We start from the raw sequence: 24,443 nt of genomic DNA, 5'->3' as shown, positions 1-24,443 counted from the left end.
CCGTTCGTTGTACGGTTCTGATGTCCCCGCCACATGGATGGCGGGGCCATCGATCCCGGACCGGCGGGTGAACCGGTTACACATGTATGTGGGGACGCTGTCCTTCGACCTCCTCCTCGGCGACGTACATTCGCTGAAGGAGAAGCGCTCCGTCGTCCGCCCGATCGTCGCCGAGCTCCAGCGGAAGTACGCGGTGAGCGCGGCCGAGGTGGACCACATGGACCTCCACCGGCGGGCCGTCGTCGGCCTGGCCATGGTGTCCGGCGACGCGGGGCACCTCTCCGACGTACTCGACCGGTGCGAGCGGCTGGTGGCCGGCCGCCCCGAAGTGGAGCTGCTGTCCGTCAGACGGCGCTTCCACGGCGACGACGACTGACCAGAAACGCACGAGAAGCGCAGCACAAGCGCAGAAGCAGAAAGAACGGGAGACGGACCAGTGGCCGACAACGCGCGGGCGAAAAGGCTGGCGGACCTCATCCGAGAGGTGGTGGCCCAGAAACTGCAGCGCGGGATCAAGGACCCGCGGCTCGGCTCGCACGTCACCATCACGGACACCCGGGTCACGGGTGACCTGCGGGAGGCGACCGTCTTCTACACGGTGTACGGGGACGACGAGGAGCGCGCGGCCGCCGGCGCCGGCCTGGAGAGCGCCAAGGGCGTCCTGCGGTCCGAGGTCGGCAAGGCGGCGGGCGTGAAGTTCACGCCGACCCTGACCTTCGTCATGGACGCCCTGCCGGACACCGCCCGGAACATCGAGGACCTCCTCGACAAGGCGCGCCAGTCCGACGAGAAGGTGCGCGAGGCGTCCGCGGGCGCCGCGTACGCCGGTGAGGCGGACCCGTACCGCAAGCCGGGCGAAGAAGACGAGGCCGCCGAGGCCGCCGAGGCCGACGAGACGGACGACACCGCTAAATGACCGACAAGCACCCCACGCCCGACGGCCTTGTCATCGTCGACAAGCCGTCGGGCTTCACTTCGCACGACGTCGTCGCCAAGATGCGGGGCATCGCCCGCACCCGGCGCGTCGGGCACGCCGGCACGCTCGACCCGATGGCGACGGGCGTCCTGGTCCTCGGTGTGGAGCGCGCGACCAAGCTCCTCGGGCACCTCGCCCTCACCGAGAAGGAGTACCTGGGCACGATCAGGCTCGGGCAGACGACGCCGACCGACGACGCCGAGGGCGAGATCACGGGGTCGGTGGACGCCTCGAAGGTCACCCGGGACGCCATCGACGCGACCGTCGCCAAGCTGACCGGCGACATCATGCAGGTGCCGTCCAAGGTCAGCGCCATCAAGATCAACGGCGTGCGCTCCTACAAGCGGGCGCGCGAGGGCGAGGACTTCGAGATCCCCGCCCGTCCCGTCACCGTCTCCTCCTTCGCGGTCCACGACGTCCGGGACGCCGTCGCCGAGGACGGCACCCCGGTGCTGGACCTGGTGGTCTCGGTGGTCTGCTCCTCCGGCACCTACATCCGGGCCCTGGCCCGTGACCTGGGCGCCGGGCTCGGTGTCGGCGGCCACCTCACCGCCCTGCGCCGCACCCGCGTCGGCCCGTACAAGCTGGACGCGGCGAAGACGCTGGACCAGCTCCAGCAGGAGCTGACCGTCATGCCGGTCGCCGACGCGGCCACCGCCGCCTTCCCGCGCTGGGACGTGGACGCCAAGCGGGCCCGGCTGCTCACCAACGGAGTACGGCTGGAGATGCCCGACACGTACGCGGGCGTCGGCGCCGTCGCCGTCTTCGACCCCGAGGGCCGCTTGCTCGCACTCGTGGAGGAGCACAAGGGCAAGGCGAAGAGCCTGGCCGTCTTCGGCTGAGCCGGCGCACCGGCCAGAGCCTGGCCGTCTTCGGCTGAGCCGGCGCGCCGTCACCTTCCGCCCGTGGAGCGGCGACCACGGGGACCCCACTGTCGCCGCTCCACGGTCCCCCTCGGTTCCCCCGTCCTCAGGGTGTATCCAACTCCGCCCTCCTGTTCACCCGTCCGGGCAGGCGCTCGGAGTGAACCGGGGGAGTGGAAGGGGGCGCGTTCGCCAGGGGATCTGTCCCGCTGATCATCACGTGCCTACCGTCGAACGCACAGCACGGGTGTACGGCGGGGAGGTTCGACGATGGCGTCGCGCAACCGGTCCCGGGAGGCGACGGGCGGCAGGGCAGGACAGCGGACCCGGGACGGCTCCCGGGACCCGCGCGGTGGGCTCCTGGACGTCCGGGACGCCGACCCGACGCGAAGCGCGCCCGACGACGCGCTGATCAGCGTCCACGACCTCGCCGGCCGCCCGCGCGGCACGGGCTTCGCCGCCGACCACCACGGCACGGTGATCACCAGTCACGAAGCGGTCGACGGTCTGCCCCGGTTGGTGCTGAGCTCCGCCGACCACCGCCGCCGCGTCGTGGCCGCCGCCGACGTGACCCCGCTGCCCGCCCTCGGCCTGGCTCTCGTACGCACCGAGGGCCTCGGTGTCGGACCGCTGCCCGTCACCGTGCGGGACAGGGTCGAGGCCGGCACCTACGTCCGGATCGCCGCCGGCGGCTGGCGCGAGGCCCGCGTCCTGGGCACCACCGACGTCCACTACGCGGCCACCGACCGCTTCCACGTCCTCGGCGACGCCCTGGAGCTCGCGCTCGGCACATCGGGGAGGGACGCGCTGCGCCTCGGCGGCGGCGCGGCCGGCGGACCGGTGCTCGACATCGCGACCGGCGCCGTGCTCGGCGTCGTCGGCACCGCCCTGAGCTCCGGACACAGCGACGTCGGCTTCGCCGTGCCGCTGCGTCCGGCCCCCGGTCCCCTCGCCGACCTCCTCGCCGAGAACGCGGCGACGGTCCCGGCGTACGGCGCCGACCTCAATCTGGCGGGCGTACTCGCACTCGCGGCGACCTCGGTGGGGCAGGACGGTCCGCCGGAGATGCCGACGGGGGGCGGGGGCGGGGGCGTGGTCCTCGACGATGGGCTCACAGTCGGTGCGGGTGCGGGTGCGGGTGCGGGTGCGGGTGCGGGTGCCGGTGCCGGTGCAGTCCTCGGCCTCGGTCGCCATGCCGGTCCCGACGCCGGCCCGGACACCGGCCCGGGGCCTGTGGTGCCGGTCGAGCGGGCGGGCGTGACGCGGGAGTTCGCCGCCTTCGCCGCGAGCCGCGCCAGTGTGCTCGCACTGGTCGGCGCGCCCGGAAGCGGCCGTACGACCGAGCTGGCGGCGCTCGCCGACCGCCGCTCCCGTGGCACGGAACCGGCGCCCACGCTGTGGCTGCGCGGCGCCGATCTGCGCGACGACGACATGTCGCTGGCGGACGCGGCACGCAGGACGCTGGCCCGGGCCGCCCGCATCGTGGCCGCCTCGGACCGCTCCCGCCCCGCCGGCCTCGGCGACATCACCCCGGAGCGCCTCGCCCGCCTGGCCCGTTCCGCCGGGCGGCCTCTCCTGCTCCTTCTCGACGGCCCCGAGGAGATGCCGCCCGTCCTGGCCCACCGCCTTCCCGAGTGGACCGAGGGCACGGCGACGTGGCTGCGGGAGACGGGGGCACGGCTCGTCGTGGCATGCCGGGCGGAGTACTGGGAGCGGGCGGGGGCCGAGTTCCCGCGGGAGCTGTTGTACGGGGCGGGGACGGGGGAGTGGGCCGCCGGGCGCGGCGCCGGGCGTGTTGCCGGGCCGTCGACGTCCGGGCCGTCGTCGTCCGGGCAGGCTGTGGGCGGGGCGGCGTCGTCCGGGCGGGGCGTGGGCGTGCCGTCGCCTCGGACGGTCCCCACCGGGGAGTTCCGGTGCGAGTCGGTCCTCGAAGGGCCGTGCCCGTGGCCTCACGTCACCGGGGGACTGCCGCCCGGGGTGGCGGGCGGCGGGAACTGTTCCGCCCCCGGGGCGGGAGAGGCGCAGTGCGCGGGTCCGGCCGGTGAAGCACCTCGGAAGGGTCCCGCGGCCGGTGGGCAGGGTCCCGCGGCCGGTGAGCCGGGTCCCTCCTCCGGGGTGGCCGACGGGGTGCCCCGGCCGACGGGGACGACCGTCGCGAGACCAACGTCCGGGCCGGATGCCGCCGTTCTTCGGCCGGATGCCGGTGGTCCTCGGCCGGATGCCGGTGGTCCCCGGCCGGATGCCGCCGGCCACCGGTCGCATGCCGCCGGCCACCGGCTGGAAGCAGCCGATCACCGGCCGGATTCCGCCGAGCCCGGGGCCGGCGCCCTGGGCGCGGGCCTTCCGCCCTGCGTCCGGCTCGGCGACCTGCGGGACGACGAGGCCAGAGAGGCGCGCGCACGCTACCGCGTACCGGAAGGCGCCCTCGCCGACCCGGACGGCCGGCACCCCCTCACCCTCCGCCTGCTTTCGGAGGTCCGCCGCGCCCTCCCCGGCTCACCACCCCCCGTCCGCGTCGACCGGGACACGGTCTTCACGGCTTACCTGGACCTGATGTGCCTGCGCGTCGCGACCCGGCTGGCCGGGGAGAACGGCCTGCGCGGCAGCGCCGTACGCCGACTCGCCGCCAAGGTCTGCGGGCAGGTCCACGAGGCGGCCCGGCGCAGTCTCGGCCCCGGGCAGGGCGAGCTCGACCGGGAGTCGTTCGAGGCGGTGTTCCCGTGGGGACCCGCCCCCGCCCGGCTGGGCGGCGGCACCGGATGGGCGACCGCGGTGCTCGCCGAAGGCCTCCTCGTACCCGCCGGTGACGGCTACCGCTTCGCCCACGAGGAACTCGCCGACTGGATCCAGGGCACCCACCTCGACCTGGACGAAGCCTTGCGCGCCCTCGTCCACCGCCGCGGCGCCCCGCACGACACGCGCACCCTCTCCGTGCCGCACCACCGCATCGGCCCCGTCACCGAGGCCGTGCTGCTCCTGGCCCGCCAGCACGGCATCCCCCAGCTCGCGCTGACCCTCGAAGAACTGGTGACCGCCCTCGACGCCGACCCGCACTCCTGGTGGGCCGCCCGGCTCCTCGCCGAAGTGCTGACGCGCGTGCCCGACGCGACGCCGTACACGGACGTGCTGCGGCTGCTGGCCGACGGCATCGTGGACCGGCGGGGCGAAGGAAAGGCCGCGCCCGGGGAGTTCGGACCCGACTTCTGGACGGCGCTGCGACTGCCGGAGGCCACGCGCCTGGACCTGCTGCGCCGCCTCGTCCTCGCGGACGGCCCCCCGCACGAGCCCGGACCCCGCCACCTCGACACCGTCGCCGGACTCCTCGCGACCGACGCGGCGGCCGTACAGCCACTCCTCGTCCGATGGTTCGACGACGAACGTCCGCTGCCCGCCACCCCGCACGCGACCGTCGCGACCGCCGCGCAGGCGCTGCTGCACACGCACCGCCACCGTGGCCTGGACGGCCTCACCGAGGTACTCGTCGACAGTACGCACCGGCGGGCCGACGAACTGCTCGCCGTCCTGGCCGAGGAGGAGCCGTCCGCGCTCTGCCGGGCCGTCGAGCGGTGGGCGCGCGACGAGCGGCCGGCACGGCGGGCGGCGGCCGTGACCCACGGCCTGCGCACCGCCCCGCACGGACGCACCGCCGCCGACCGCACCCTGCTCCGCCACGCCGCCCTGGTCCTGCTCGCCGACCCCGCCGACAGCCGCCTGCGCGGCGGGGCGCTCGCCCTGCTCGTCCAGGATCCCGGCAGCCGCGACCGCCACCTCCCGCGAGCGCTCGGCCACTTCGCGGCGGGCGACCCCTGCATCCCGCCGAGTGCGGTGGCCGCCGCCCTGCCGACCCATCCGGAGCCCGTCCTCGACGCCTTCCGGGCCCGGTTGCGGGGCCCGGACGCGGGGGAGGCGCTGCGCAGACTCGCCGACGCCACCACGCCCGCGCTGGCCCGCCGGGTCGCCGTACTCGTCGGGGAGGCCGTGAGGGAGCGCCCCGGTACCGCCGGGCACGTGGCCGCGTACGTCGACCGGCGCCTCGACCGGGACCTGGTGGCCCGCGCCGTACTCCACCCCCTGGTCACCGGCCTGCTGGACGACGGTCCCGGGCCCTTGCGGGCCGCGCTCGCCGGTGTTCTCGCCGTCGACGGCGCCCCCGGCCGCGCCTCGCTCCGCCGCGAGCTGCGCGAACACCTCCTCGCCCACGAGGACGACCCCGCCGTCATCGAGGCCCTCCTGCGCGCGGCAGCCCAGTGCGGCCGGGACGACCTGCGCGCCCTCGTCCACCGCACCGGCCTCCTCCTGCTCCGCACCCCGGACGGCGCCACCCGCTTCGACCACGCCCTGGTCGACCTGGCCCGCCACCTCCCGGGTTTCGCCGCCCGCGTCACCGGCTGGCTGGCCGACGCACCCCAGGACTGGGCGGCGCTGGTGGGCCCCAGCGCCCGCCGCACGATCGAGAACCTGGCGGGCGCACGGGTTCCCGCGTGAAGGCGACCCGGACCGCGCGGCGTGCACCCGGACCGCGCGGCGTGCACCCGGCCCACGCGGCGTGCACCCGGCCCACGCGGCGTGCACCCGGCCCACGCGGCGTGCACCCGGTCACAGCACCGATGCCGATGCGGGCGGGTGCCGCGGGGCATGGCACCCTTAGACCTGCGTAAGAGGCACCCACGGAAACCACCGAGGAGCAGACACAGTGCAGCGCTGGCGTGGCTTGGAGGACATCCCCGAGGACTGGGGACGCAGCGTCGTCACCATCGGCTCCTACGACGGCGTCCACCGCGGGCACCAGCTGATCATCAAGCACGCCGTGGACCGCGCCCGCGAGCTGGGTGTCCCCGCCGTCGTCGTCACCTTCGACCCGCACCCCAGCGAGGTCGTCCGCCCCGGCAGCCACCCGCCGCTGCTCGCCCCGCACCACCGCCGCGCCGAACTGATGGCGGACCTGGGCGTGGACGCGGTGCTGATCCTCCCCTTCACCACCGAGTTCTCGAAGCTGTCCGCGGCCGACTTCGTGGTCAAGGTCCTGGTCGACCGGCTGCGCGCCAAGGCGGTCGTGGAGGGCCCCAACTTCCGCTTCGGCCACAAGGCCGCCGGGAACGTCGAGTTCCTCGTCGGACAGGGCAAGGTCTACGACTTCGAGGTCGAGATCGTGGACCTGTACGTGACCGGTGACGCGGGTGGCGGCGAACCCTTCTCCTCGACCCTGACCCGCCGCCTGGTCGCCGAGGGCGACGTCGCGGGCGCCGCGGAGATCCTGGGCCGCCCGCACCGTGTCGAGGGCGTCGTCGTCCGGGGCGCCCAGCGCGGCCGTGAGATGGGCTTCCCCACGGCCAACGTGGAGACCCTCCCGTACACCGCCGTCCCGGCCGACGGCGTCTACGCCGGCTGGCTGCACGCCCAGGGCGAGGCGATGCCGGCCGCGATCTCCGTCGGCACCAACCCGCAGTTCGAGGGCACCGAGCGCACGGTGGAGGCGTACGCCATCGACCGTGTCGGCCTCGACCTGTACGGTCTGCACGTCGCCGTGGACTTCGTGGCCTTCGTACGCGGACAGGCGAAGTTCGAGACTCTGGACGCGCTTCTCGAGCAGATGGCCGAGGACGTCGACCGGTGCCGGGAGCTGGTCGCGGCGGCGTCCTGACGCCTTCTCTTCCCCGCCGGCGACGCTGCGTCGCCACCACGCCGAAGGGCGGCCGGTGCTCACCAGCACCGGCCGCCCTTCGGCGTCAGGGGTTACTGCTGCGGTGGCAGGGGAGGCGTCTGCCCCGGTTGCGGATATCCGTAACCGGGCTGCTGCGGGTACGGCTGTCCCGGCTGCTGCGGGTACGGCTGCCCGGCGGGTTGCTGCGGGTAGTGCTGTCCGGGCTGGGGTGGTACGGGCTGAGGCTGCCCGGGCTCGGCGTACTGGCCGGGCTGTCCGGGCGCACCGGGCTGTCCTGGCATGGGCTGCTGTCCCGGCACGGGCTGTTGACCGGGCATGGGCTGGCCGGGCATGGGCTGACCCGGGAAGTTCTGGCCCGGCAGCGGTGGTGCGGCCACCGGCGGCGGGTTGCCGTTGGACGTCCACAGGCCGTGCGACTGCTGGTGCCGTACGAAGTCCTCGGCGACCATCGCCGAGAGGTTGAAGTACGCCTCCCGCACCTTCGGCCGCATCATGTCCAGGTCGACCTCCGCTCCGGCGGCCAGGTGCTCGTCGAACGGCACCACGACGACGCCCCGGCACCGCGTCTGGAAGTGGGCGACGATGTCGTCGACCTTGATCATCTTTCCGGTCTCGCGGACCCCCGAGATGACGGTGATGGACCGCGAGACGAGGTCGGCGTACCCGTGCGCGGACAGCCAGTCCAGCGTCGTACTGGCGCTGCTCGCACCGTCCACGGACGGCGTCGAGATGATGATCAGCTGGTCGGCGAGGTCGAGTACGCCGCGCATGGCGCTGTAGAGCAGGCCGGTACCCGAGTCGGTGAGGATGATCGGGTACTGCTTGCCCAGCACGTCGATCGCGCGCCGGTAGTCCTCGTCGTTGAAGGTCGTGGACACGGCCGGGTCGACGTCATTGGCGATGATCTCCAGCCCGGAGGAGGCCTGGGAGGTGAACCGCCGGATGTCCATGTACGAGTTGAGGTGCGGGATCGCCTGGACGAGGTCGCGGATGGTGGCCCCGGTCTCCCGGCGCACCCGGCGGCCGAGCGTGCCGGCGTCCGGGTTGGCGTCGATCGCGAGGATCTTGTCCTGCCGCTCGGTGGCGAGCGTGGAGCCGAGCGCGGTGGTGGTTGTCGTCTTGCCGACGCCGCCCTTGAGGCTGATGACGGCGATGCGGTAGCAGGACAGCACCGGGGTGCGGATCAGCTCCAGCTTCCGCTGCCGCTCGGCCTCCTCCTTCTTGCCGCCCAGCTTGAAACGCGAACCGCCGGCCGCGGGACGGCTGCTCTTCGCCTTCTGCTTCTTGTTGTTGAGCAGCCGGTCGGACGACAGCTCCACGGCCGCGGTGTAACCCAGCGGTGCGGCACCCGGGTTGGTGGGCTGACGCTGGTCGTGCTGCATGGGCTGGGGCCAGGCGGCACCGAGACGCGGGTCGGCGGGCTGCTGAAACTGCGGGGACTGGTCCGGCTGACCGGGCTGACCGGGCTGCATCGACTGCGGCGCATGAGGCGCCTGATGCGGCTGCTGGGCGGCGGGGGCCGGCGGGACCTGCGGGGCCTGGCCCTGCGCGGGCATCGGCTGGGCCTGCGGGGCGAAGCCCTGCTGAGCGGCCGGCGGCATCTGGGCACCGCCCTGGGGCTGCGCCTGGTGCGGTACGCCGGGCTGCGGCTGCGGCTGCGGCTGCTCCGGCGACTGGCCGTACGGCGCGGGCCCCTGCGGGAAGCCGTAACCACCCGGCTGCGCCGGGGGCTGTGGGGCCGACGCACCGGGCTGCGGGAACCCGTAACCGGCGGCGTCTGACGCCGGGGCGGGAGCACCGCCCGGCTGCGGGGCCACCGGAGGCGTCGCACCCGGCTGCGGGAACCCGTAGCCCGGCTGCGCGGGTGCCTGGCTCGGCGGCATCGGCGCGGCGGCCGGCGGGTTCCACGCGGCGGGCGCCGGCTGCGGAGCCTGCGGCTGGAAAGGAGGCTGCTGGGCCGGTACGCCGTGCTGCTCCGGTACGGCGGGGGCAGACTGCGGCTGCGCGGGCCACTGATACGCCGGCGCGGGCGCTACCGGAGGGTACGCCGGAGCCAACGGCGGAACTCCGCCCTGGGCCGCAGGCGGTACGTCGGCCGGAACGACGTCTTCCGGCACGCTGTCGGCGGGGGCGGCGTCGGTCAGTACGGCCTCCACGGACTCCGCGGTGGGCGTCGTGACGTCCGGCGAGGGCTGGGCGTCCTCGGGCTCGTCCGCGGCCACCGGAGCGGCTGGAGTAATCGGCCCGTGCCCTACGTCTTGGGCGGAACCGGCGAGGCCGGACCCGCCCATGCCGTTCTCCGCAGCGTCGGAAGAGTCGGAAGCGTCGTCGGCGTCGTCGGACACGTCGGAGTCGACACCGCCGTCGTCCGCCGCACCGGGCACGCCGGCCGCGACGGCCTCGACCGCCGAGCCGTCCTGTTCGCCGGTGTCGGCGTCGGCGAGTCCGGGACCGTCGGCACGCTCGTGTTCCACGGCGTCGTCCGCCCCGGCGAAGGTCTCGTCCGGGGTGTCCACACCGGCCTCGTCCGAAGCGATCGCCGCGTCGCCCTCGTACGCCGGCTCGGGTACGTCGGCCTCGTGATCGTCGGCCTCGGGTGCACCGGCCTCAGGTACGCCGGCCGCGGGCTCCGGCCGCGTGTCCCGCCCGGCGTCGTCCGCCGCGGCACGCTCGGCGATCTCCCGCTTCAGGGCGACCGCGGAGAACCGCATGGTGGCGCCGCTCTCGAGGTCGCCGTTGTCGGGCTCCGGTTCGCCGGCGGGCGGGGGAGCGGGGGCCTGGAGTTGGAACCCGCCGGCCGGAAATGCCGGAACGGCCGTGGGATAGACCGGATCCGCGGCAGGAGCCGGGGCCGCCGCGGCCTCCGGTTCGGACCGCACCTGCGGTTGCGGCTCGGGCTCGAACTCCGGCCGCCCCTGCGTCTGCTGCGGTTCGAACCCACTCCCGACAGGCAACCGGGGCACCCCGGCCGGCGGCGCGGGCGGCGTGAACGGCGCTCCCGGACCCGGCGGGGGCGGCGGAGTCAGCCCCGGCGGCGGCGGAACTGGCCCACGAGGAGCAGGCGGAGCCGAAGGAGCAGAAGAAGCGGACGAAGCGGAAGGAGTAGAAGAAGGGGGTGCAGAAGGAGTAGAAGAAGCAGCGGCAGCAGAGGAACCGGCACCCGAACTCTCCGCCGAGCCCGCCCCCTGCCCGTGAGTCTGCCCCTGAGCCGAGTCGCCCGATGCGTTCTGGGTGTACCAGGCGGGCGGCGCGTAGTCGATGGTGAACTCGCCAGTCGTCTCAATCGCTGACTCCGCGTCGGGCTGGTCATCGCCGGGTGTAGCCCAGCCCCCGCGGTTCCCGTCCCGATCGCTGCTCACAGTTCCTCCTGGTGTGGTCGAGCACCCTCATGCCGTGCTGGGGCGACCCTTGCTTGTCATTCGCAGTTGTCCGAGGCCGTCCGAGGCCGTCCGATTCACGGGCTCTCCCCCTGGGACGCCGCACCCGGTCCACAGGTTCTCGCGCCGCGCCGTGACCCAGCCTAATCACCACAGGTACTGCCCCGGCAGCCCCGTCCACCCCTCGACGCCCGCCGATTCCGGGATCCCTGGCGGCAGGGTCGCGTACGTGTGCCCGACGCAAGGTGGCAAACCGGTCGATAAGCGGTCGGTCAGTCCATTCGGCGTGGCGTGCCCAGGAGTCCGACCTCGGCATCCGTCGGCTGCGTCATCACGTACTGCCGGTCACGGTCGGCACACCAGAGGGTGACACCGTCGGCGAGAGTCGGCAGTGAGTCCACGTCGCCTCTGGGCAGGGCCATGGTGCGTCCCAGCTCACCGGCCTCGTTCGGTGACACCCGCTGCACACCCACAAGACGCGCCTGCCGTATCAGCCGGGGCGCGACGGGGCTGAGATAGGGAAGAAGCGTCAGCACCGACTTCCAGGGGCCGGACACCACCCGTCCCCGCGGTGGGCGCATACCGCAGTCACGCACCACCAGGACCGGTGTGCCGGCCGAGGCGCCCAGCGGCGGCACCCGCCCCACGTCGTAGACCGCGAGCCCGTTCTGGCCGCCGCCCATGGCGTGGACCATCTGCGTCCACGCGTGCGCCCGCCCGGTCTCCACGGCCACCCGTGCGCCGGTCGCCGCGGCCCGCAGCGCGAACACCTGGGCCGTCCACAGCCCGCCGATGAGCACGACCTCGTACGGCGTGGGCCGGTTCAACCCCAGTACGGCGGAGTGTCCGTCGGCGTCCACCCCGATGACGACGCCGTCGTCCCCGATGGGCAGCGACAGCGTGTCCAGGTCGTCCGCGGACAGCGTGTGCCGTCCGTGGCGCGGACCGAGCAGGCCGAACCCGGCGTGCAGCAGACCGCGAGCGCGCCGGGCGGCGGAAGGCTGTGTGTCTCCAGACGCCGCCGGAGCCGCCGGTGCGTGCGGTGCGTGTGACGGACCGGGAGCTCCGTGCGCGTCCGGCCCACCAGTGGTCTGTGTCGTCGTGGCGTTCACCGGACACCTCCCAGGGGCAGAGTGGCGAGCACACCCGGCAGTTGCTCCCGGTCGAGCCGCGTCAGCGCCGCGCCCGCATCCCGCGCCGCACTCTCCAACGCGCGCCGCGCTTCGACGAGTTCGTCCGCGCTGCGGCCGGTGACCCGAAGATGGCCGCGAAGCGACACCTCCCGCTGGTCCGCGCGTTCGAGGGTGACACTGACCGTGGTGGCGAGAGCGGGGACCGCCGTGACGCGTGCCACGAACTGGGGCAGCGACGGCCCGCGATCGCCGTCCAGTTGCGGCCACCTTCGAATCCAGTACGTGGTGTGCCGGCGGTTGTCGCAGCGCCAGCTGCGGCCGGACTCCTCGGTACGTCTCTCGTGCCGGCCGGACCGTCCCGCCTCGGCCGTCACCAGCGGGTTGGCGCAGGCCGACGTGGCGATGGCCGACGTCAGCTCCTCCTCGTCGAGCACAGTGGCGCGGAATCCGGCGCCGGTCAGCCTGCTGGCGAGGTGGTCGGCGGCCCGCACGACACACTTCTGAGCACCGAGCAGACCGCCGCCCCGGGCCGCCACGGCGTCCGGGCACAGCTCCGGGGTGACCTTCAGGGCGATCCAGGTGATGCGTACCGCGGGAGCGCCGGTCTGTTCCTGCAAAGGCGCGTAGTTGCTGACGGCCACGGACTGTCGCGGCAGGTGCAGCGCGGGTGCGGGTTGCGTGTGCAGCACGATCTGCGCCGATTCCAGGCGGATCCCGTCCACCTCGAGAGCGTCCCGCACCAGGGCCAGCGGCAGCGGGCGCCGGCTCCGCTCGGCACGCAGGGCGGTGGCGTCGGCTTCGACCTGTACCACCGCGGTGACGAACGTCCCGTCCCCCACGATACCGACGGGCCGCCGCTCCCGGCCTCCGTACGTGTATGTGCGCAGGCTCGGATCGCACTCCACGGCCGGGGCGAGTCCCGGCTCCGTGCCCGGCGCTATCACCAGCTTCGCGGCGCGCTTCCGCCGGACGCGCAGGGCCCGTGCCGTGGCCACCCACTCGGGCACGGAGCGGCCCCGGCGGCGTACGAAGGCCAACAGGACCAACACGACGGCGACGACGGCGGCGACGGCCAGGGCCAGGGTGCCGATGGCCCACCCGGTGAGGAGGACGGCGGCCGCGAGTTCCACCAGCACGATCCGTTGCAGCCGGGACGGCCCCGGCCTGCCCGCGCGCAGCTTCAGGTGGGGTCCGCCTCGCGCGGAAGGCTGTCGCGCCGCCCGTGACGCCGGCTCGGCGGAACCGTCTGTCCGGGCCCGGTCACGGCCCGAGGTCCGCGTTCCGGAAGCCATCACTCCATCCCCCCAATTCGCTCACAACTCACTGAGATACCAGCACCGTGCCGGACCTCAGCGGGCCCAGGCACCCTACCCGCTCCCCAAGTCCCTTCCCGCAGCAGGCATAGTAGGGGCCGCGTCCGACATCGGCGGGCGGGGGACGGTGATCCCCGGCATCGCTCATGCGGACCACGGGCGGACACGGGTGGCACACGGGGAGAGACACGCACCAATGACATCTCGGCGGGATCAGCTCAACGCCTACACCTTCGCGAAGCGCCGCCTGCTCGCGGCCTTCGTCCAGTCGTTCCCGCACGGGTCCGAGGAAGGCGCGCCACGCCCCCTGCGCGGTGTCGTGCCCGGACTCGTCATCGGCGTGATCGTCATGGCGGTCTTCGGCGCCTGGGGCATGTTCAAGCCCACCGCGCCCAAGGGCTGGGACACCCCCAACGAGAAGGTGATCGTCGCCGACAAGTCGACCACCCGGTATGTCGTCCTGAAAACCGGCGACGAGGTCCAGCTGCACCCCGTCCTCAACATGGCGTCGGCGAAGCTCCTGCTGGCCCCCAACAAGGGCGACGTCGTCACCGTCAGTGAATCGCTCCTCGACAGCGGCAAGATCCCGCACGGTGTCACCATCGGCATCCCGTACGCCCCGGACCGGCTGCCCTCCGAGGAGGAAGCGGGCACCGCCAAGCGCTGGGTCGTCTGTGAGCGGCCGAGTGCGGGCGGCCGGTCCATCCAGAAGGCCACGCTGGTCCTCGCCGACCGTGAGAAGAAACTGACCGAGGGCAAGCAGAAGTTGACCGGCGGCGAACTGCTCTACGTGGCGGACCCCGACGGCAAGCGCTTCGTCGTGGACTCCGGTGGCACGGCCTATCAGGTCGACAAGGCGGACACCGGGTCCGACCTGGAACTGCTGCTGCGCACCGTCGTCGGCTCCGGGCGTGAGCCCCAGCGGGTGTCCCGCGAGTGGCTGGCGACCCTCCACCAGGGCGACCCGATCACGTTCCCGGACGTCGAAGGCACTCCCGGCGCACCCGCCGGCGCCCCCGGGCAGCTCGGTGAGTCGGCCGACAAGGTCGGCACGGTGCTCAAGGCGTTCGACAACAACAAGGAGCAGTACTACGTCGTGCTGCCGGGGCGGGTCGCGCCGGTGTCCGCCTTCGTCGCGCAGCTGCTGCTGTTCAGCAAGGACCTGGCTCAGGTCGGGCAGGCCGGTCAGGCCCTGGAGATGAGCCCCGGGGCCATCGTCCCCGGCAAGCCCTTCGGCACCGAGTACGCCTGGCCGACCGGCACCCCCGAAGCTGTCAACGAGGCGTCGGACGCCAAGGGCAGCCGCAACACCGTCTGCAACGTTCTGCGAGGAGTCGGTGGCACGGGATCCACCACCCTCAGCACCTGGGCGGGCACCGACTTCCCGACCGACCTCCCCTCCGGATTCTCCAGTGCCTACGTGACCCCGGGCTCCGGACAGCTCTACCGCCAGTTCAAGGGCGCGGAGACGAAGGCGGGCCCCGTCTTCCTGGTCACCGACACCGGTCTCCGCCACGTCCTGCAGTCGAACTCGGACAGCGCCACCGACGACGCCGGGATCGGCATGTCGGCACAGGAGAAGAAGGAAATGGAGCAGGAGGCCCAGCAGGCCCAGACGCGCCTGGGCTACGCCGACGTGGACCCCGCCCCGATCCCCGCCGCCTGGTCGGCGTTCCTGCCCACGGGCCCCCGCCTGTCCACGGCCGCGGCACGCCAGCCGCAGGGCTCCTAGGAGGGACGCCACCACCATGCGACCCATGTGCCTCCGCGCCCTCCCGACGGCAGCCGCGGCGACCCTGCTGGTAGCGGTCTCCGTGGCCGGTGCGCCGCCGGCAGCGGCGGAAGACGACTTCTCCGGCCAGTGCGAATACCCCAATGCCACCTACCCGGGCCGCCCCTGGTCCCTCCAGCGGGTCCAGCTCGACGAACTGTGGACCGAGTCCAAGGGCAAGGGCGTACGGGTCGCCGTCATCGACACCGGCGTCGACGTGGCGAACCCGCAGCTGAAGAACGCGGTGGACGTCAAGAGCGGCCGCAACTTCCTGCCCAAGGACCTGAAGGACGAAGACGGCGACCCCATCGACCGGGGCAACGAGAACGGCACCACGGACACCGTCGGCCACGGCACCAAGGTCGCCGGCATCATCGCCGCCCGGCCCGACGACAGGACCGGCTTCGTGGGCCTGGCCCCCGAGGCGACCATCATCCCGATCCAGCAGAACGACGCGGAGGGCAACGGCGACACCGACACCCTCGCCAAGTCGATCCGCTACGCGGTCGAGGCCGGAGCCGACGTCATCAACATCTCGCAGGACACCGCGGGCGCCGCCGAGCCGGACCCGACGCTGGAAGCCGCCGTCGACGACGCCCTGGCCAAGGAGATCGTCATCGTCGCGTCGGCGGGCAACGACGGACTCGGCGGCAACATCAAGAAGACCTACCCCGCCTCCTACGACGGCGTCCTCGCCGTCGCCGCCTCCGACCGCAACAACGAACGCGCGTCCTTCTCGCAGTCCGGCGACTTCGTCGACGTCGCGGCCCCGGGCGTCGACATGATCTCGACCGTCCCCCGGGGAGGCCACTGCGCCGACAACGGCACGAGTTTCTCCGCGCCGTACGTCTCGGGCGTCGCGGCGCTCATCAAGGCGGAGCACCCCACCTGGACCCAGCGCCAGATCGTGGCCCAGATCGAACAGACCGCGGAACGCACCATCTCCGGACACGACCGCCTGGTCGGCTGGGGCGTGGTGGACCCGGTCCGCGCTCTGACGGAGGACGACCGGCCGATCGAGTCGCCCAGGCCTCAAGAGGGCTTGGCCAAGGCCGAGGCACCGGTCGCCGCGAAACTCCCACTCGGCGAGACGGCCGACGAACGCAACGCCCGCCTCGCGACCTACGTGGCCGTCGGCGCGACGGTGCTGGTGGTGGGCCTGAGCGGGGCAGCGGTGGCGATCAGGGACGCGCGCAGAAGGACGCGTACCGCGGAAGTTCGCAGCGGTCGTAGTGCAACGTGAGGAAACACCGTTCGACCATCGCCGGGACGTCAACACCCCGGCAGAGACCGTGTTGAACGAGTGAAGATGGCCGGAACGTGCGCGAGTTGCAGCACTTCTGTTGCATATCGCGGTTGGGGCTGTCGGTGTGAGTTATTAGAGTGGTGCGATGGTGGTCGCGATCGCTCCAGCGGCCTGTCGACTCGCGGGGGACAGGGCGCGACACGGGGAAAACGGGGAAAACGGGGAGGGATAGCACAGTGCTTCCTGCAGAGATGGGCGGCGGAGCCGCAGACGTGCGCCGTGGCGTGATGGCGCTCTCGACGTTCAAGAAGCGGGTGGACGACCTGCTCAAGACCTTCGAGGACTCGGCGGGCGGTGCGTCCAAGGTCGGCACCCACAGCCTGCCGGAGACCGCCTTCGCCAGCGCCACGTTTGCGGAGGGCAAGACGCTCCACCTGGAGTACGAGCGCGTCCACGAGCGGATCACCGCACTCTCCAAGTCGCTCGGACTCCAACTGGAGGCCATGCAGATCGCCGTGCACGGAGTGGACGTCACCTTCGACAACCTCGAGGACGAGCAGCGCCAGCGGTTCCACGAGATCCGGATCGAGGTCAACCAGGCGCGCGAAGAGATGCTCGAGCGCCAGAACGAGCGGAACAACCGCGCCGACCGAACCGACGCGGGGTACTGATGAGCGGCGACAAGAACAAGCCGGATCTCCACCAGGAGGAGCGGCAGGACGCCCTGGCGCAGAACGGCGCGCTGGACGCGGTCATGACGATGACCAGGATCGTCCCGTTCGGTTCGGCCAGAGGCATCCACTTCGGCTCCACGAACTTCGAGAATCACGATCTCAATCAGATGATCGACATCGTCGAGTCCGCCAACCCGGAACTCCTTGAGTCCGCCGGCCGCGCCCTCGTCGACGCCCGAGACGCCATCAAGGAGGCGGCCACAGAACTCAGGACCAATCTGGGCGGCGACATCGACTGGAAGGGCGAGGCACGCAACGCCTTCTCCGACTGGCGAGACAGCCTGGTCAAGACCGCCGAAGGTGTCGCGGACTACGCCGACACCATCGGAACCCAGGTCATGGCCGCGGGCACCGGCCTCGCCTCGGTCCGCAAGTCCATGCCGCCGCGCGACACTCGCCTCGTCTCGAAATCGGTGCAGGACTTCGCCGAAGCGGAGAAGACCGAGACCAACGAGGAGTACACCCAGGCGGTCAAGGTGGAGAAGAACCGCCAGGAGGCCATCAACCAGATGTACCGGCTGGCGTCGTTCTACACGGTGTCAGCGGGAATGATGGGAAGCGCCGAAGAGCCGGTGTTCCCCAAGATGCCGGATGTGGGGGTCCCCAAGCCAACGCCGGGCTCCATCCGCTCAGAATCACCTGGCGTCGGCAACGCGTCACTTACGTCCCCCAGCAGTGCTCCTACCGAGCATCACCAGTCCTCGCCGACCGGTGAAGCAGGGCGGGCGTCCGCGATCGAGCAGCAATCCTCTGCCAGGGAGGCATCTGAGCCTGCCGCGCTCCCAAAGCGGCCTGTGGGGACAGAGATCGACAGTGTCGGTACGCTGCCGCCGCAAGAGGCGGTGAAGCCGATCAATGCTGCGCCACCGTCGATGACCGGTCCCACCGCTCCGGCAGGGCCCGTTCCGCCCATGGCTCCGAGTGCGATCCCGCCCACCGCGCGCGGACTCTTGGGGCGCGCCGCAGGACCCGGCGGTGGGGCCGTGTCCAAGGCCTCACCACCAGTACGGGGACGAGTGGGGGGACCGATGGGCCCGGACTCGGCGTCACGCACAGGCGCTGGTCCCTTGGGCCAGACCCCCCGTGGCGTGACGCCAGGGCCCATGGGCAGCCGTGGGACAGGACCGCTAGGGCAAGCGGCGCGAACCGCCCCGCCGGGGCAGGGTGAGGGCCGCGCTCCTGGCCCCATGGGGCGTGGCATCGTTGGGGGCATGCCGAGGCCCGGGGCGCCGGCACCCGGACCGGCCGGTGGCGGGTTCCCGCGGGGGCCAGTGAACGGAACGCAGGCTACGCCGTCCGGGCGTAGTGGTGCTGGACGTAATCCCGATGGTGTTGTTGGGGGACGTTCCGTTCCCAGCGTCATGCCGGGAAGCAACGCCTCCAGGCTGCCGCGTGGCACGGTCATCGGCGGGGAGGGCACATCTGCTCAGCGTCCGGCAGGGCAGAGGCCAGGCCAGCGTGGAGTGATCGGGGCGCCCGCCCCGGCGCCGCGTACAGGAGAGGCATCTCGTCGCCCCGCTGCCAACGCTGACGGGGTTGTCGGAGCGCCGAACGGGAGAACCTCCGGTACGGGTAACGGTGGTTCGACTCCTCGACGTCCCGCTGCACCACGTGGTGGAGCGGGAAACCAGGGGTCCTACGAGGGCCGTTCGCGTCGAGATAGGCGACGTGGCAACCAGGCCACGACCGACTGACCGGACAGAAGCGAGGACAGACACCAGCATGTTGTCAGGTTTCAGCCGACACACCAGGCGGACCGCATCTCTTGTGAGGCGATACAACAGAGGACGGGCTTCGGTCGTCTGTTCAATGTTCGGTGCCTTGGCTCTTACGTCGGCAGCGTTGGCGCCGAGCGCATTGGCGGCCGATACACAGTCCCAGCAGTGGTACTTGCCGGCGATGAATGCTGATGAGATGTGGAAGGTGAGTACAGGAAAGGGAGTGAAGGTGGCTGTGATCGACACGGGAGTAAACCCCGACACCCCTTCGCTCCAGGGTCAAGTGCTTACTGAAGAAGTGTCCCAAGCCCACGGTTACAAGGCGACTGAGGATTACGAAGGGCACGGCACTACCATGGCCGAACTGATTGTCGGCACTGGTGCCGGCGGCGGCCTGCAAGGCCTGGCTCCGGGGGCCAAGATCGTACCTTATCGGATCGCTTTGCAGGGTCTGGAAGATGCTGAGGCAGAGAAGGCTCCCGATGTCGCAGACGTGATCAGAGCCGTCGCTGACAGCGACGTGCAGATCATGAGCATGTCCTTTAGTGTCGATGCCGAAGATTCGGATGAGCTTGAGGCAGTCAAGTATGCCCAATCCAAGGGCAAGCTGATGATTGCGGGCACAGGAAATGACGCTGAAAAGAAAAACCTCATCGGATACCCCGCTGCCTACCCATACGTAGTGGGCGTGGCCGCCTCGGACGAGTCCGGAAAGGTCGCGAAGTTTTCGGAGCATGGAAACTACGTCGACCTGGCGGCTCCGGGGCTGAACACGCCCGGCTGGTGCGACGAGACCTTCCGCTCCTACTGCGACCAGGGAGGAACAAGCTTCGCCACCGCCCTCACCTCCGCCTCCGCCGCCCTCATCTGGTCCGCCCACCCCGACTGGACCGCCAACCAGGTCCTCGCCAGCCTCATCGACACCGCCGGCCGTGACTGGGCAAGGGACGACCCGAGCGTCTACCTCGGCTACGGCCTGATCCGCCCCCGTAAGGTCCTGGAGAACGCGGACTTCACTCCCGCAGCGGCAAACACCGACCCCCTCGCCAGGGAGAACGCCACCGGAGTCCTGGACGAATCAGGCGACCCGGTGACCTCTTCAACGGCACCGTCGCCCCAGCCCTCGAAGGGCACGTCGGGCAGTAAGGCCCAACAACCCGTTGCCTCCGAAGCGGACACCTCCGACAACACCACTTTGTGGGTAGCGCTCGGAGCCGTGGCGGCAGTGCTCGTGATCGGCGGCGGTGCCTTCGCGGTGGTCCGATCCCGACGAGGCGCATAGCGACCCCTCGCAACCGACCCTCACCACCACGCGGTGACACACACGACAACGCGTCGCCGCACTCACGAAAGGGACTGCCGAAATGGCTGACGGCCGCAAGCTTTACGAGGCCCAGGTACAGAAGCTCCAGACGAATGTCATCGACCGTTACGACTCGATCAGGCAGTCTCTCGCCCAGCTCCAGGGAACGATCGACATGATCGAGAAGCACTGGACGGGGCAGGGCGCCATCGCCTTCGACAAGAAGCAGACGGAGATCAACAACCACATGGCCTCGATCGGCCGGATGCTGGACGACTTCCTCGAGGGCATCCAGCTGAACAAGGCCGACAAGCAGAAGCTCGAGGACCAGATCGAGGCGGACGTCACCAAGATCTCGGTGGAAGACCTTGGTGGAAAGACCTCGGCGCTCAACAGCTACTGACGCGGGCCTTTCCGAATTGGCCTGCTGACTCTCAACGAAACGAGGAAGACATGTCCGGAGCGCACTACGACGAGCTCGCCGTCACCTACGGCACCATGGACGCGCTCGCCACCGAACTCGGCACCCACGCCAAGAAGCTCGAGGAGGACCTCGAGGCGCTCAAGAAGGCCGTGCTCGACGCGGCCGCGGGCTGGGGCGGCGAGGCGTACGAGGAATTCACCAAGAAGACCAAGGAGTGGGACCGCCACGCCTCCGGCATCCACCAGGCCCTGGTCAGCATCGGCCAGCGCGTCGGCACCGCCGGCGGTGACTACCGCGGCGGCGACCTGAAGGGCGCAAGCTACTTCCTGTAGGCGGGGCCGAAGGCCCGAAGGTGACGAACAGGGTGGACACGCGCGGGAGGTGTCCACCCTGTTCTCGTGCTTGCCGTAGCGCTTGTCAGGATCGGCAGCCGAGTTTTTCCTCGTAGGCGTTGAAGTAGGAAGGAGCGAGCTTTTCCAGAAGCTCTTGTGATTTTTCGTTCCATCTCATGTCGCTGACCTCCACTGTTAGAACGTCACCCTTTTCGCTGACCCCGGGGCACTGGATTAGGGCGACTACTCCGTTGTTCCAAGAAGCGAACTCGCCTTCCCTGAGGTAGCGCAAACCTTTCACGTCGTATGTCAGGAAATAATCGCTCAGCTTGTACCTGTTTTGGTGCCAAGCTGCGTCGCTGATCACGGAGTCGTTCTCATCCACATACATGTGGCAGAATTGGCCCTCCTGTAAACTGAAATGCCCCGTGCTTTGCTCGAACTTGTTTCCATCGTCGAGTAGGGCTTCCAGCACCTTCTTGTCGGCAGGTATGCCGCAGATATTGTCCGGGGCGGTATATGAGAGGCCGTCGTCTGACGTATCGCAAGCGATGAGAGCCAACGCGAGGAGGGCGGTGGTGGCCATTCTCTTCGCTGACAACGACGATCCCTTATTCCGGTGGGGCGGGTATGGGACAGGCCTCATGTTCCGTCTCCAGAGGAGTTCCACTGAGCGCCATCGGAATGGCTCACACCTGCTTGCGTGCGGACCCCCCGATCGATGGCATCGCGTGTTTCTGCGTCAACGTCGTCATGGCGTGCGAAATAGCTGGTGAGGGCTGCCGCTGCGGCATCAGCAGCAGCCTCCCTCCCTCTTGAGTACTCTCTGCCCGCGTCGTGCTCGGCCTCCCTAGTAGTGTCCTGCTCGGCACTCTTCACGACACTCTCGGACACATCCTCCGCCAGCCAGTTGACCGGCTCTCCCACGATGGAGAAGGGAGCAGGGATGGCTCCCGTCCCCAAGCCGACGATCCGGTTGACCCACTTCGCATTGTCGGCCACCGCCTCGTTGTACTCCGCGTTCGTAGCCGTGTGGTAGTCGTAGATCGCGTCGGCTCTGGAGTTGCTCATCACGCCCGCGATGGCAGCGCCCGGAGCGACCAAGTGCCCGACGCGTGCACCGTCCTCCGGAGTGAGGTCCTTTCCCTCCGTCCGCAGGAAATCCTGCACCACGTTCGCGGTGTAGGCCTGCTGCGCGGAAGTGATGGCGCTGTAGGCGTCCGGGTCCTGCCCGACCAGGCCGAGGAACTTCTGTGCGTCCCCGGAGCCGAGTTCAGCGGGCTCGCCGTTGACAGGGAAGGCCTTGCTGTCCGCACTCTCGCCGTACATCGACCGCTGGAAGTCAGCGATGTAGTCAGCCGAGATGTTGCCCAGGCTGTCCCGCAGGGCGTACAGGGGACCGGTCTCCTCTCCCTTAAGGTCACCGTTCATGTTGTGCGTCAGCAGATCCGGGTTCTGGGCGAACTTCTCCACGATGTCGTGGACCAGTTTCGCCTGTGCGTCGCTGTGCCTGACAAACGGGTCGATCGTGTCACTGTCGTACGGGCGGCCCGTCGCCGCAGCCTCCAAGGCGTGGCCCAGTGCGTTCGGGCCGAAGTTGAGTGCCTTCTTCGCCGCGTCCTCATCCGCGAGGACGTTGTGGCTGTTCGTGTCGATCACCCACTCGAAGTCCTTCGTGGTGAATAGGTCGAGGTAGGACTTGAAGTCGGGCTTCTCTCCGGACTTGATCGTGCCGTCGTCGTTGTACGCAGTCGGCGTCTGCGTGAAGAACTGCTCCGCTGCCTCAGGGCTGTGCCCCAGTGCCTCGAGCACGCTGTTGAGCGGTGCGTTCCCGGTGCCCAGCTTGCCGGAGGGGTTGAAGCCGTAGCCGTCGTCACTGCCGGCCGGCTTGTTCGACATGAAGCGGTACGGGTCGTCCTGGTGAAGCTGTGTGACGTGCTCCGCGATGGGAGTGAGGAACGCGGGATCGTAGTTCCCGTAGCGGAGCAGGCCGCCCAGTACCTGGTATCCGTACGGTTTGTTCATCATGCCGCGGTCCCACTCGATCTCCTGGGTGCCCAGCTTGCGGAACTCCGAGCCCCACCACGAGGGCAGGTGCTGGCGGTCGCCTTTGAGGCTCTGTGGCGTGTACGGGTCGGTCGCGTTGGCCAGAGCGTGGCCCATGTACTTCTGCAGGTCCTGTACGCCGCTCAACCGGGTCTTCGAGGCGTCTCCGCTCGTACCGTCGATCGACATGGCACCGTAGAACTCGAGTGTCTGCCTCGGGCCGCCGAGGCCCTGGAAGAACTCCGTAGCGAACTCGCCGTCCTTTTCCCGTCCGTTGTGGCGCAGCAGCCTGTTCAGTTCGGCCAGCTCTCGGCCGGTCATGCCCTCGCGCTTCTCCGCGAGTTCCAGCGCGCGTTCAACCTGGGCGTCGTTGAGCGAGTCGTAGGCCGCATGGCCGGCGTTGTACGGGTCGTTCCCGTGAGTTCGGGCGAGCGCCAGCTTGGTGGAGGCGTCGATGTCATCGGCGTGCGCGATCTTTCCCGTGATCGCGTCGGCGTAGTACTGGCGTTCTTCCTTGTTCTTGTCGTCCTTCGGGGACGTGCCCGGCGTCACGTGGGCGTCCACGCTCACCGTGCCGTCACCGTTGTCGCGAACGGTGTAACCCTTGTCCTCGGCCTCGGTGGTGAGCGTCCGCACGCTCTTCTGCAATGCCTCGAGCTCGCGGTGGGCGTCGTCCAGAACCTGGTGGATGCCGTTGGCTTCCATCTGGAGGTCGGCGAACTCACCTGCGGTCCTGTCCACGAACTCTCGCGTGACGCCGGCGTTCACCCCCTTCCAGCGTGCGCGGTCGGACTTCTTCTTGAGGCCGTCGCGCGCGTCGGTCTCGAGTTGCTTCAGGTTGTCGACCACCTTCTTCCAGTCCGAGACCGCGGTGTCCAACTGACCGAGTGAGACCTGCATCAGATCGTTGTAGGTGATGGGCATGCCGAAGTCCCCCGGGCTACTTGAAGTACCTGCTGAGCTCGGAAGCGGGCATTTCGGACCCGTCCCGCTTCGTGATGCCGGCGGCGATCTCCGCGTCGTCGTTGGCGTGCAGCTTCTTGCTGAAGTCGAGGTGGTTCGAGATCTGCGCGCAGGCGTGGCGTACCGCCTTCACCTGGCTCTCCCAGACCGTCAGTGTCGTCATGAGTTCGTCCCCCATGGCGAAGTTGGACCTGGACAGCGCCGAAGCGGCCTGGTGGGTGGAACCGGCGTGGTCGGAGTTCATGCCGGCCCCGGCGATGTCGACCTTCTTCACGAGCTCACCGTGCAGGACGAACGCGTCGTGCCCCACAGCGCCGAGGTCGTCCTGCCGTGCGACAAGGTCCGGACCGCCGCCCGGCCCCGCGCCCTGCGTCGGCGCCTGATTCAGTCGGGTGTGGGTGGTCGGCCGGCCGGCAGCCTGGGCCTTTGCCTGTTCCCATTCGTCCCATGCCATGCACTCGCTCCTCAGACGGCGTCAGCCTCCGGAAGATCTACCGGACCGAAGGTAGCGGACGCTCATGAACCACGGCAGCGCTTTCAAAGCCATCACGACGGAAGGAAAGAGCTACTGTGCGGAACCCG

General features: G+C 70.5%; 17 protein-coding genes. 11 read left to right on the top strand and 6 right to left on the bottom strand.

Features of this window, described 5'->3' with window-relative positions:
* Window positions 1-82 precede the first annotated feature (82 nt).
* The 5 genes from ACP4J0_RS31675 (at window position 83) to ACP4J0_RS31655 (ending at window position 7,480) form a co-directional block, all read left to right on the top strand.
* Entirely contained in the window at window positions 83-376 is a 294-nt protein-coding gene (locus ACP4J0_RS31675; protein ID WP_215164473.1) for a DUF503 domain-containing protein, read from the top strand.
* A 60-nt stretch (window positions 377-436) separates the two neighbouring features.
* On the top strand, window positions 437-916 hold the full coding sequence (gene rbfA, locus ACP4J0_RS31670) for a 30S ribosome-binding factor RbfA (RefSeq protein ID WP_426602159.1): 480 nt from the start codon (window positions 437-439) through the stop codon (window positions 914-916).
* Window positions 913-1,818, top strand: coding sequence for a tRNA pseudouridine(55) synthase TruB (gene truB / locus ACP4J0_RS31665; RefSeq protein WP_426602158.1), 906 nt, complete (start codon window positions 913-915; stop codon window positions 1,816-1,818). The genes rbfA and truB overlap by 4 nt, the downstream gene beginning before the upstream one ends.
* Before the next feature lie 291 nt (window positions 1,819-2,109).
* Entirely contained in the window at window positions 2,110-6,324 is a 4,215-nt protein-coding gene (locus ACP4J0_RS31660) for a hypothetical protein (RefSeq protein ID WP_426602157.1), read from the top strand.
* A gap of 208 nt (window positions 6,325-6,532) precedes the next feature.
* Entirely contained in the window at window positions 6,533-7,480 is a 948-nt protein-coding gene (locus ACP4J0_RS31655; protein WP_426602156.1) for a bifunctional riboflavin kinase/FAD synthetase, read from the top strand.
* Between the two features lie 92 nt (window positions 7,481-7,572).
* On the opposite strand, the gene ACP4J0_RS31650 is transcribed toward ACP4J0_RS31655, so the two are convergent.
* The 3 genes from ACP4J0_RS31650 to eccE all read right to left on the bottom strand — a co-directional run bounded on the left by ACP4J0_RS31650 (window position 7,573) and on the right by eccE (window position 13,303).
* Window positions 7,573-10,860: an SCO5717 family growth-regulating ATPase gene (locus ACP4J0_RS31650; protein WP_426602155.1), complete on the bottom strand. Its 3,288-nt coding sequence runs from the start codon at window positions 10,858-10,860 to the stop codon at window positions 7,573-7,575.
* A gap of 290 nt (window positions 10,861-11,150) precedes the next feature.
* A complete protein-coding gene (locus tag ACP4J0_RS31645) occupies window positions 11,151-11,990 on the bottom strand; it encodes a hypothetical protein (protein WP_426602154.1) in 840 nt (279 codons plus the stop codon).
* Window positions 11,987-13,303 (bottom strand): type VII secretion protein EccE, encoded by a 1,317-nt coding sequence (eccE, locus tag ACP4J0_RS31640; RefSeq protein ID WP_426602153.1) that lies wholly within the window; start codon window positions 13,301-13,303, stop codon window positions 11,987-11,989. Before eccE ends, ACP4J0_RS31645 begins: the two co-directional genes overlap by 4 nt.
* Before the next feature lie 217 nt (window positions 13,304-13,520).
* Between eccE and eccB the strand changes: the two genes are divergently transcribed.
* The 6 genes from eccB (at window position 13,521) to ACP4J0_RS31610 (ending at window position 20,852) form a co-directional block, all read left to right on the top strand.
* Window positions 13,521-15,056, top strand: coding sequence for a type VII secretion protein EccB (gene eccB, locus ACP4J0_RS31635; protein ID WP_426602152.1), 1,536 nt, complete (start codon window positions 13,521-13,523; stop codon window positions 15,054-15,056).
* 25 nt (window positions 15,057-15,081) lie between these two features.
* Window positions 15,082-16,338, top strand: coding sequence for a type VII secretion-associated serine protease mycosin (gene mycP / locus ACP4J0_RS31630; RefSeq protein WP_426602151.1), 1,257 nt, complete (start codon window positions 15,082-15,084; stop codon window positions 16,336-16,338).
* A 275-nt stretch (window positions 16,339-16,613) separates the two neighbouring features.
* Window positions 16,614-17,012: a hypothetical protein gene (locus ACP4J0_RS31625; protein ID WP_426602150.1), complete on the top strand. Its 399-nt coding sequence runs from the start codon at window positions 16,614-16,616 to the stop codon at window positions 17,010-17,012.
* A gap of 2,016 nt (window positions 17,013-19,028) precedes the next feature.
* Window positions 19,029-20,075, top strand: a complete 1,047-nt coding sequence (locus tag ACP4J0_RS31620; RefSeq protein ID WP_426602170.1) for a S8 family serine peptidase — start codon at window positions 19,029-19,031, stop codon at window positions 20,073-20,075.
* 82 nt (window positions 20,076-20,157) lie between these two features.
* Complete coding sequence (locus tag ACP4J0_RS31615; protein WP_279565674.1) at window positions 20,158-20,499, top strand: WXG100 family type VII secretion target; 342 nt, start codon at window positions 20,158-20,160, stop codon at window positions 20,497-20,499.
* A 50-nt stretch (window positions 20,500-20,549) separates the two neighbouring features.
* On the top strand, window positions 20,550-20,852 hold the full coding sequence (locus tag ACP4J0_RS31610) for a WXG100 family type VII secretion target (RefSeq protein ID WP_426602149.1): 303 nt from the start codon (window positions 20,550-20,552) through the stop codon (window positions 20,850-20,852).
* Window positions 20,853-20,937: 85 nt separating this feature from the next.
* Here ACP4J0_RS31610 and ACP4J0_RS31605 read toward each other — a convergent pair whose 3' ends face one another.
* From ACP4J0_RS31605 to ACP4J0_RS31595, 3 genes are read right to left on the bottom strand one after another with little or no spacing between them, the layout of a single operon-like run.
* Window positions 20,938-21,438: a hypothetical protein gene (locus ACP4J0_RS31605; RefSeq protein ID WP_426602148.1), complete on the bottom strand. Its 501-nt coding sequence runs from the start codon at window positions 21,436-21,438 to the stop codon at window positions 20,938-20,940.
* Between the two features lie 56 nt (window positions 21,439-21,494).
* Window positions 21,495-23,822, bottom strand: coding sequence for a hypothetical protein (locus tag ACP4J0_RS31600; RefSeq protein WP_426602147.1), 2,328 nt, complete (start codon window positions 23,820-23,822; stop codon window positions 21,495-21,497).
* Window positions 23,823-23,838: 16 nt separating this feature from the next.
* Window positions 23,839-24,315, bottom strand: a complete 477-nt coding sequence (locus ACP4J0_RS31595) for a hypothetical protein (RefSeq protein WP_426602146.1) — start codon at window positions 24,313-24,315, stop codon at window positions 23,839-23,841.
* Window positions 24,316-24,443: the final 128 nt, after the last annotated feature.

It is taken from the genome of Streptomyces sp. WG7 (assembly GCF_049975785.1).
In the GTDB taxonomy this organism is placed as follows: Bacteria; Actinomycetota; Actinomycetes; order Streptomycetales; family Streptomycetaceae; genus Streptomyces.
This window is presented reverse-complemented; position numbering and strand designations above follow the sequence as displayed.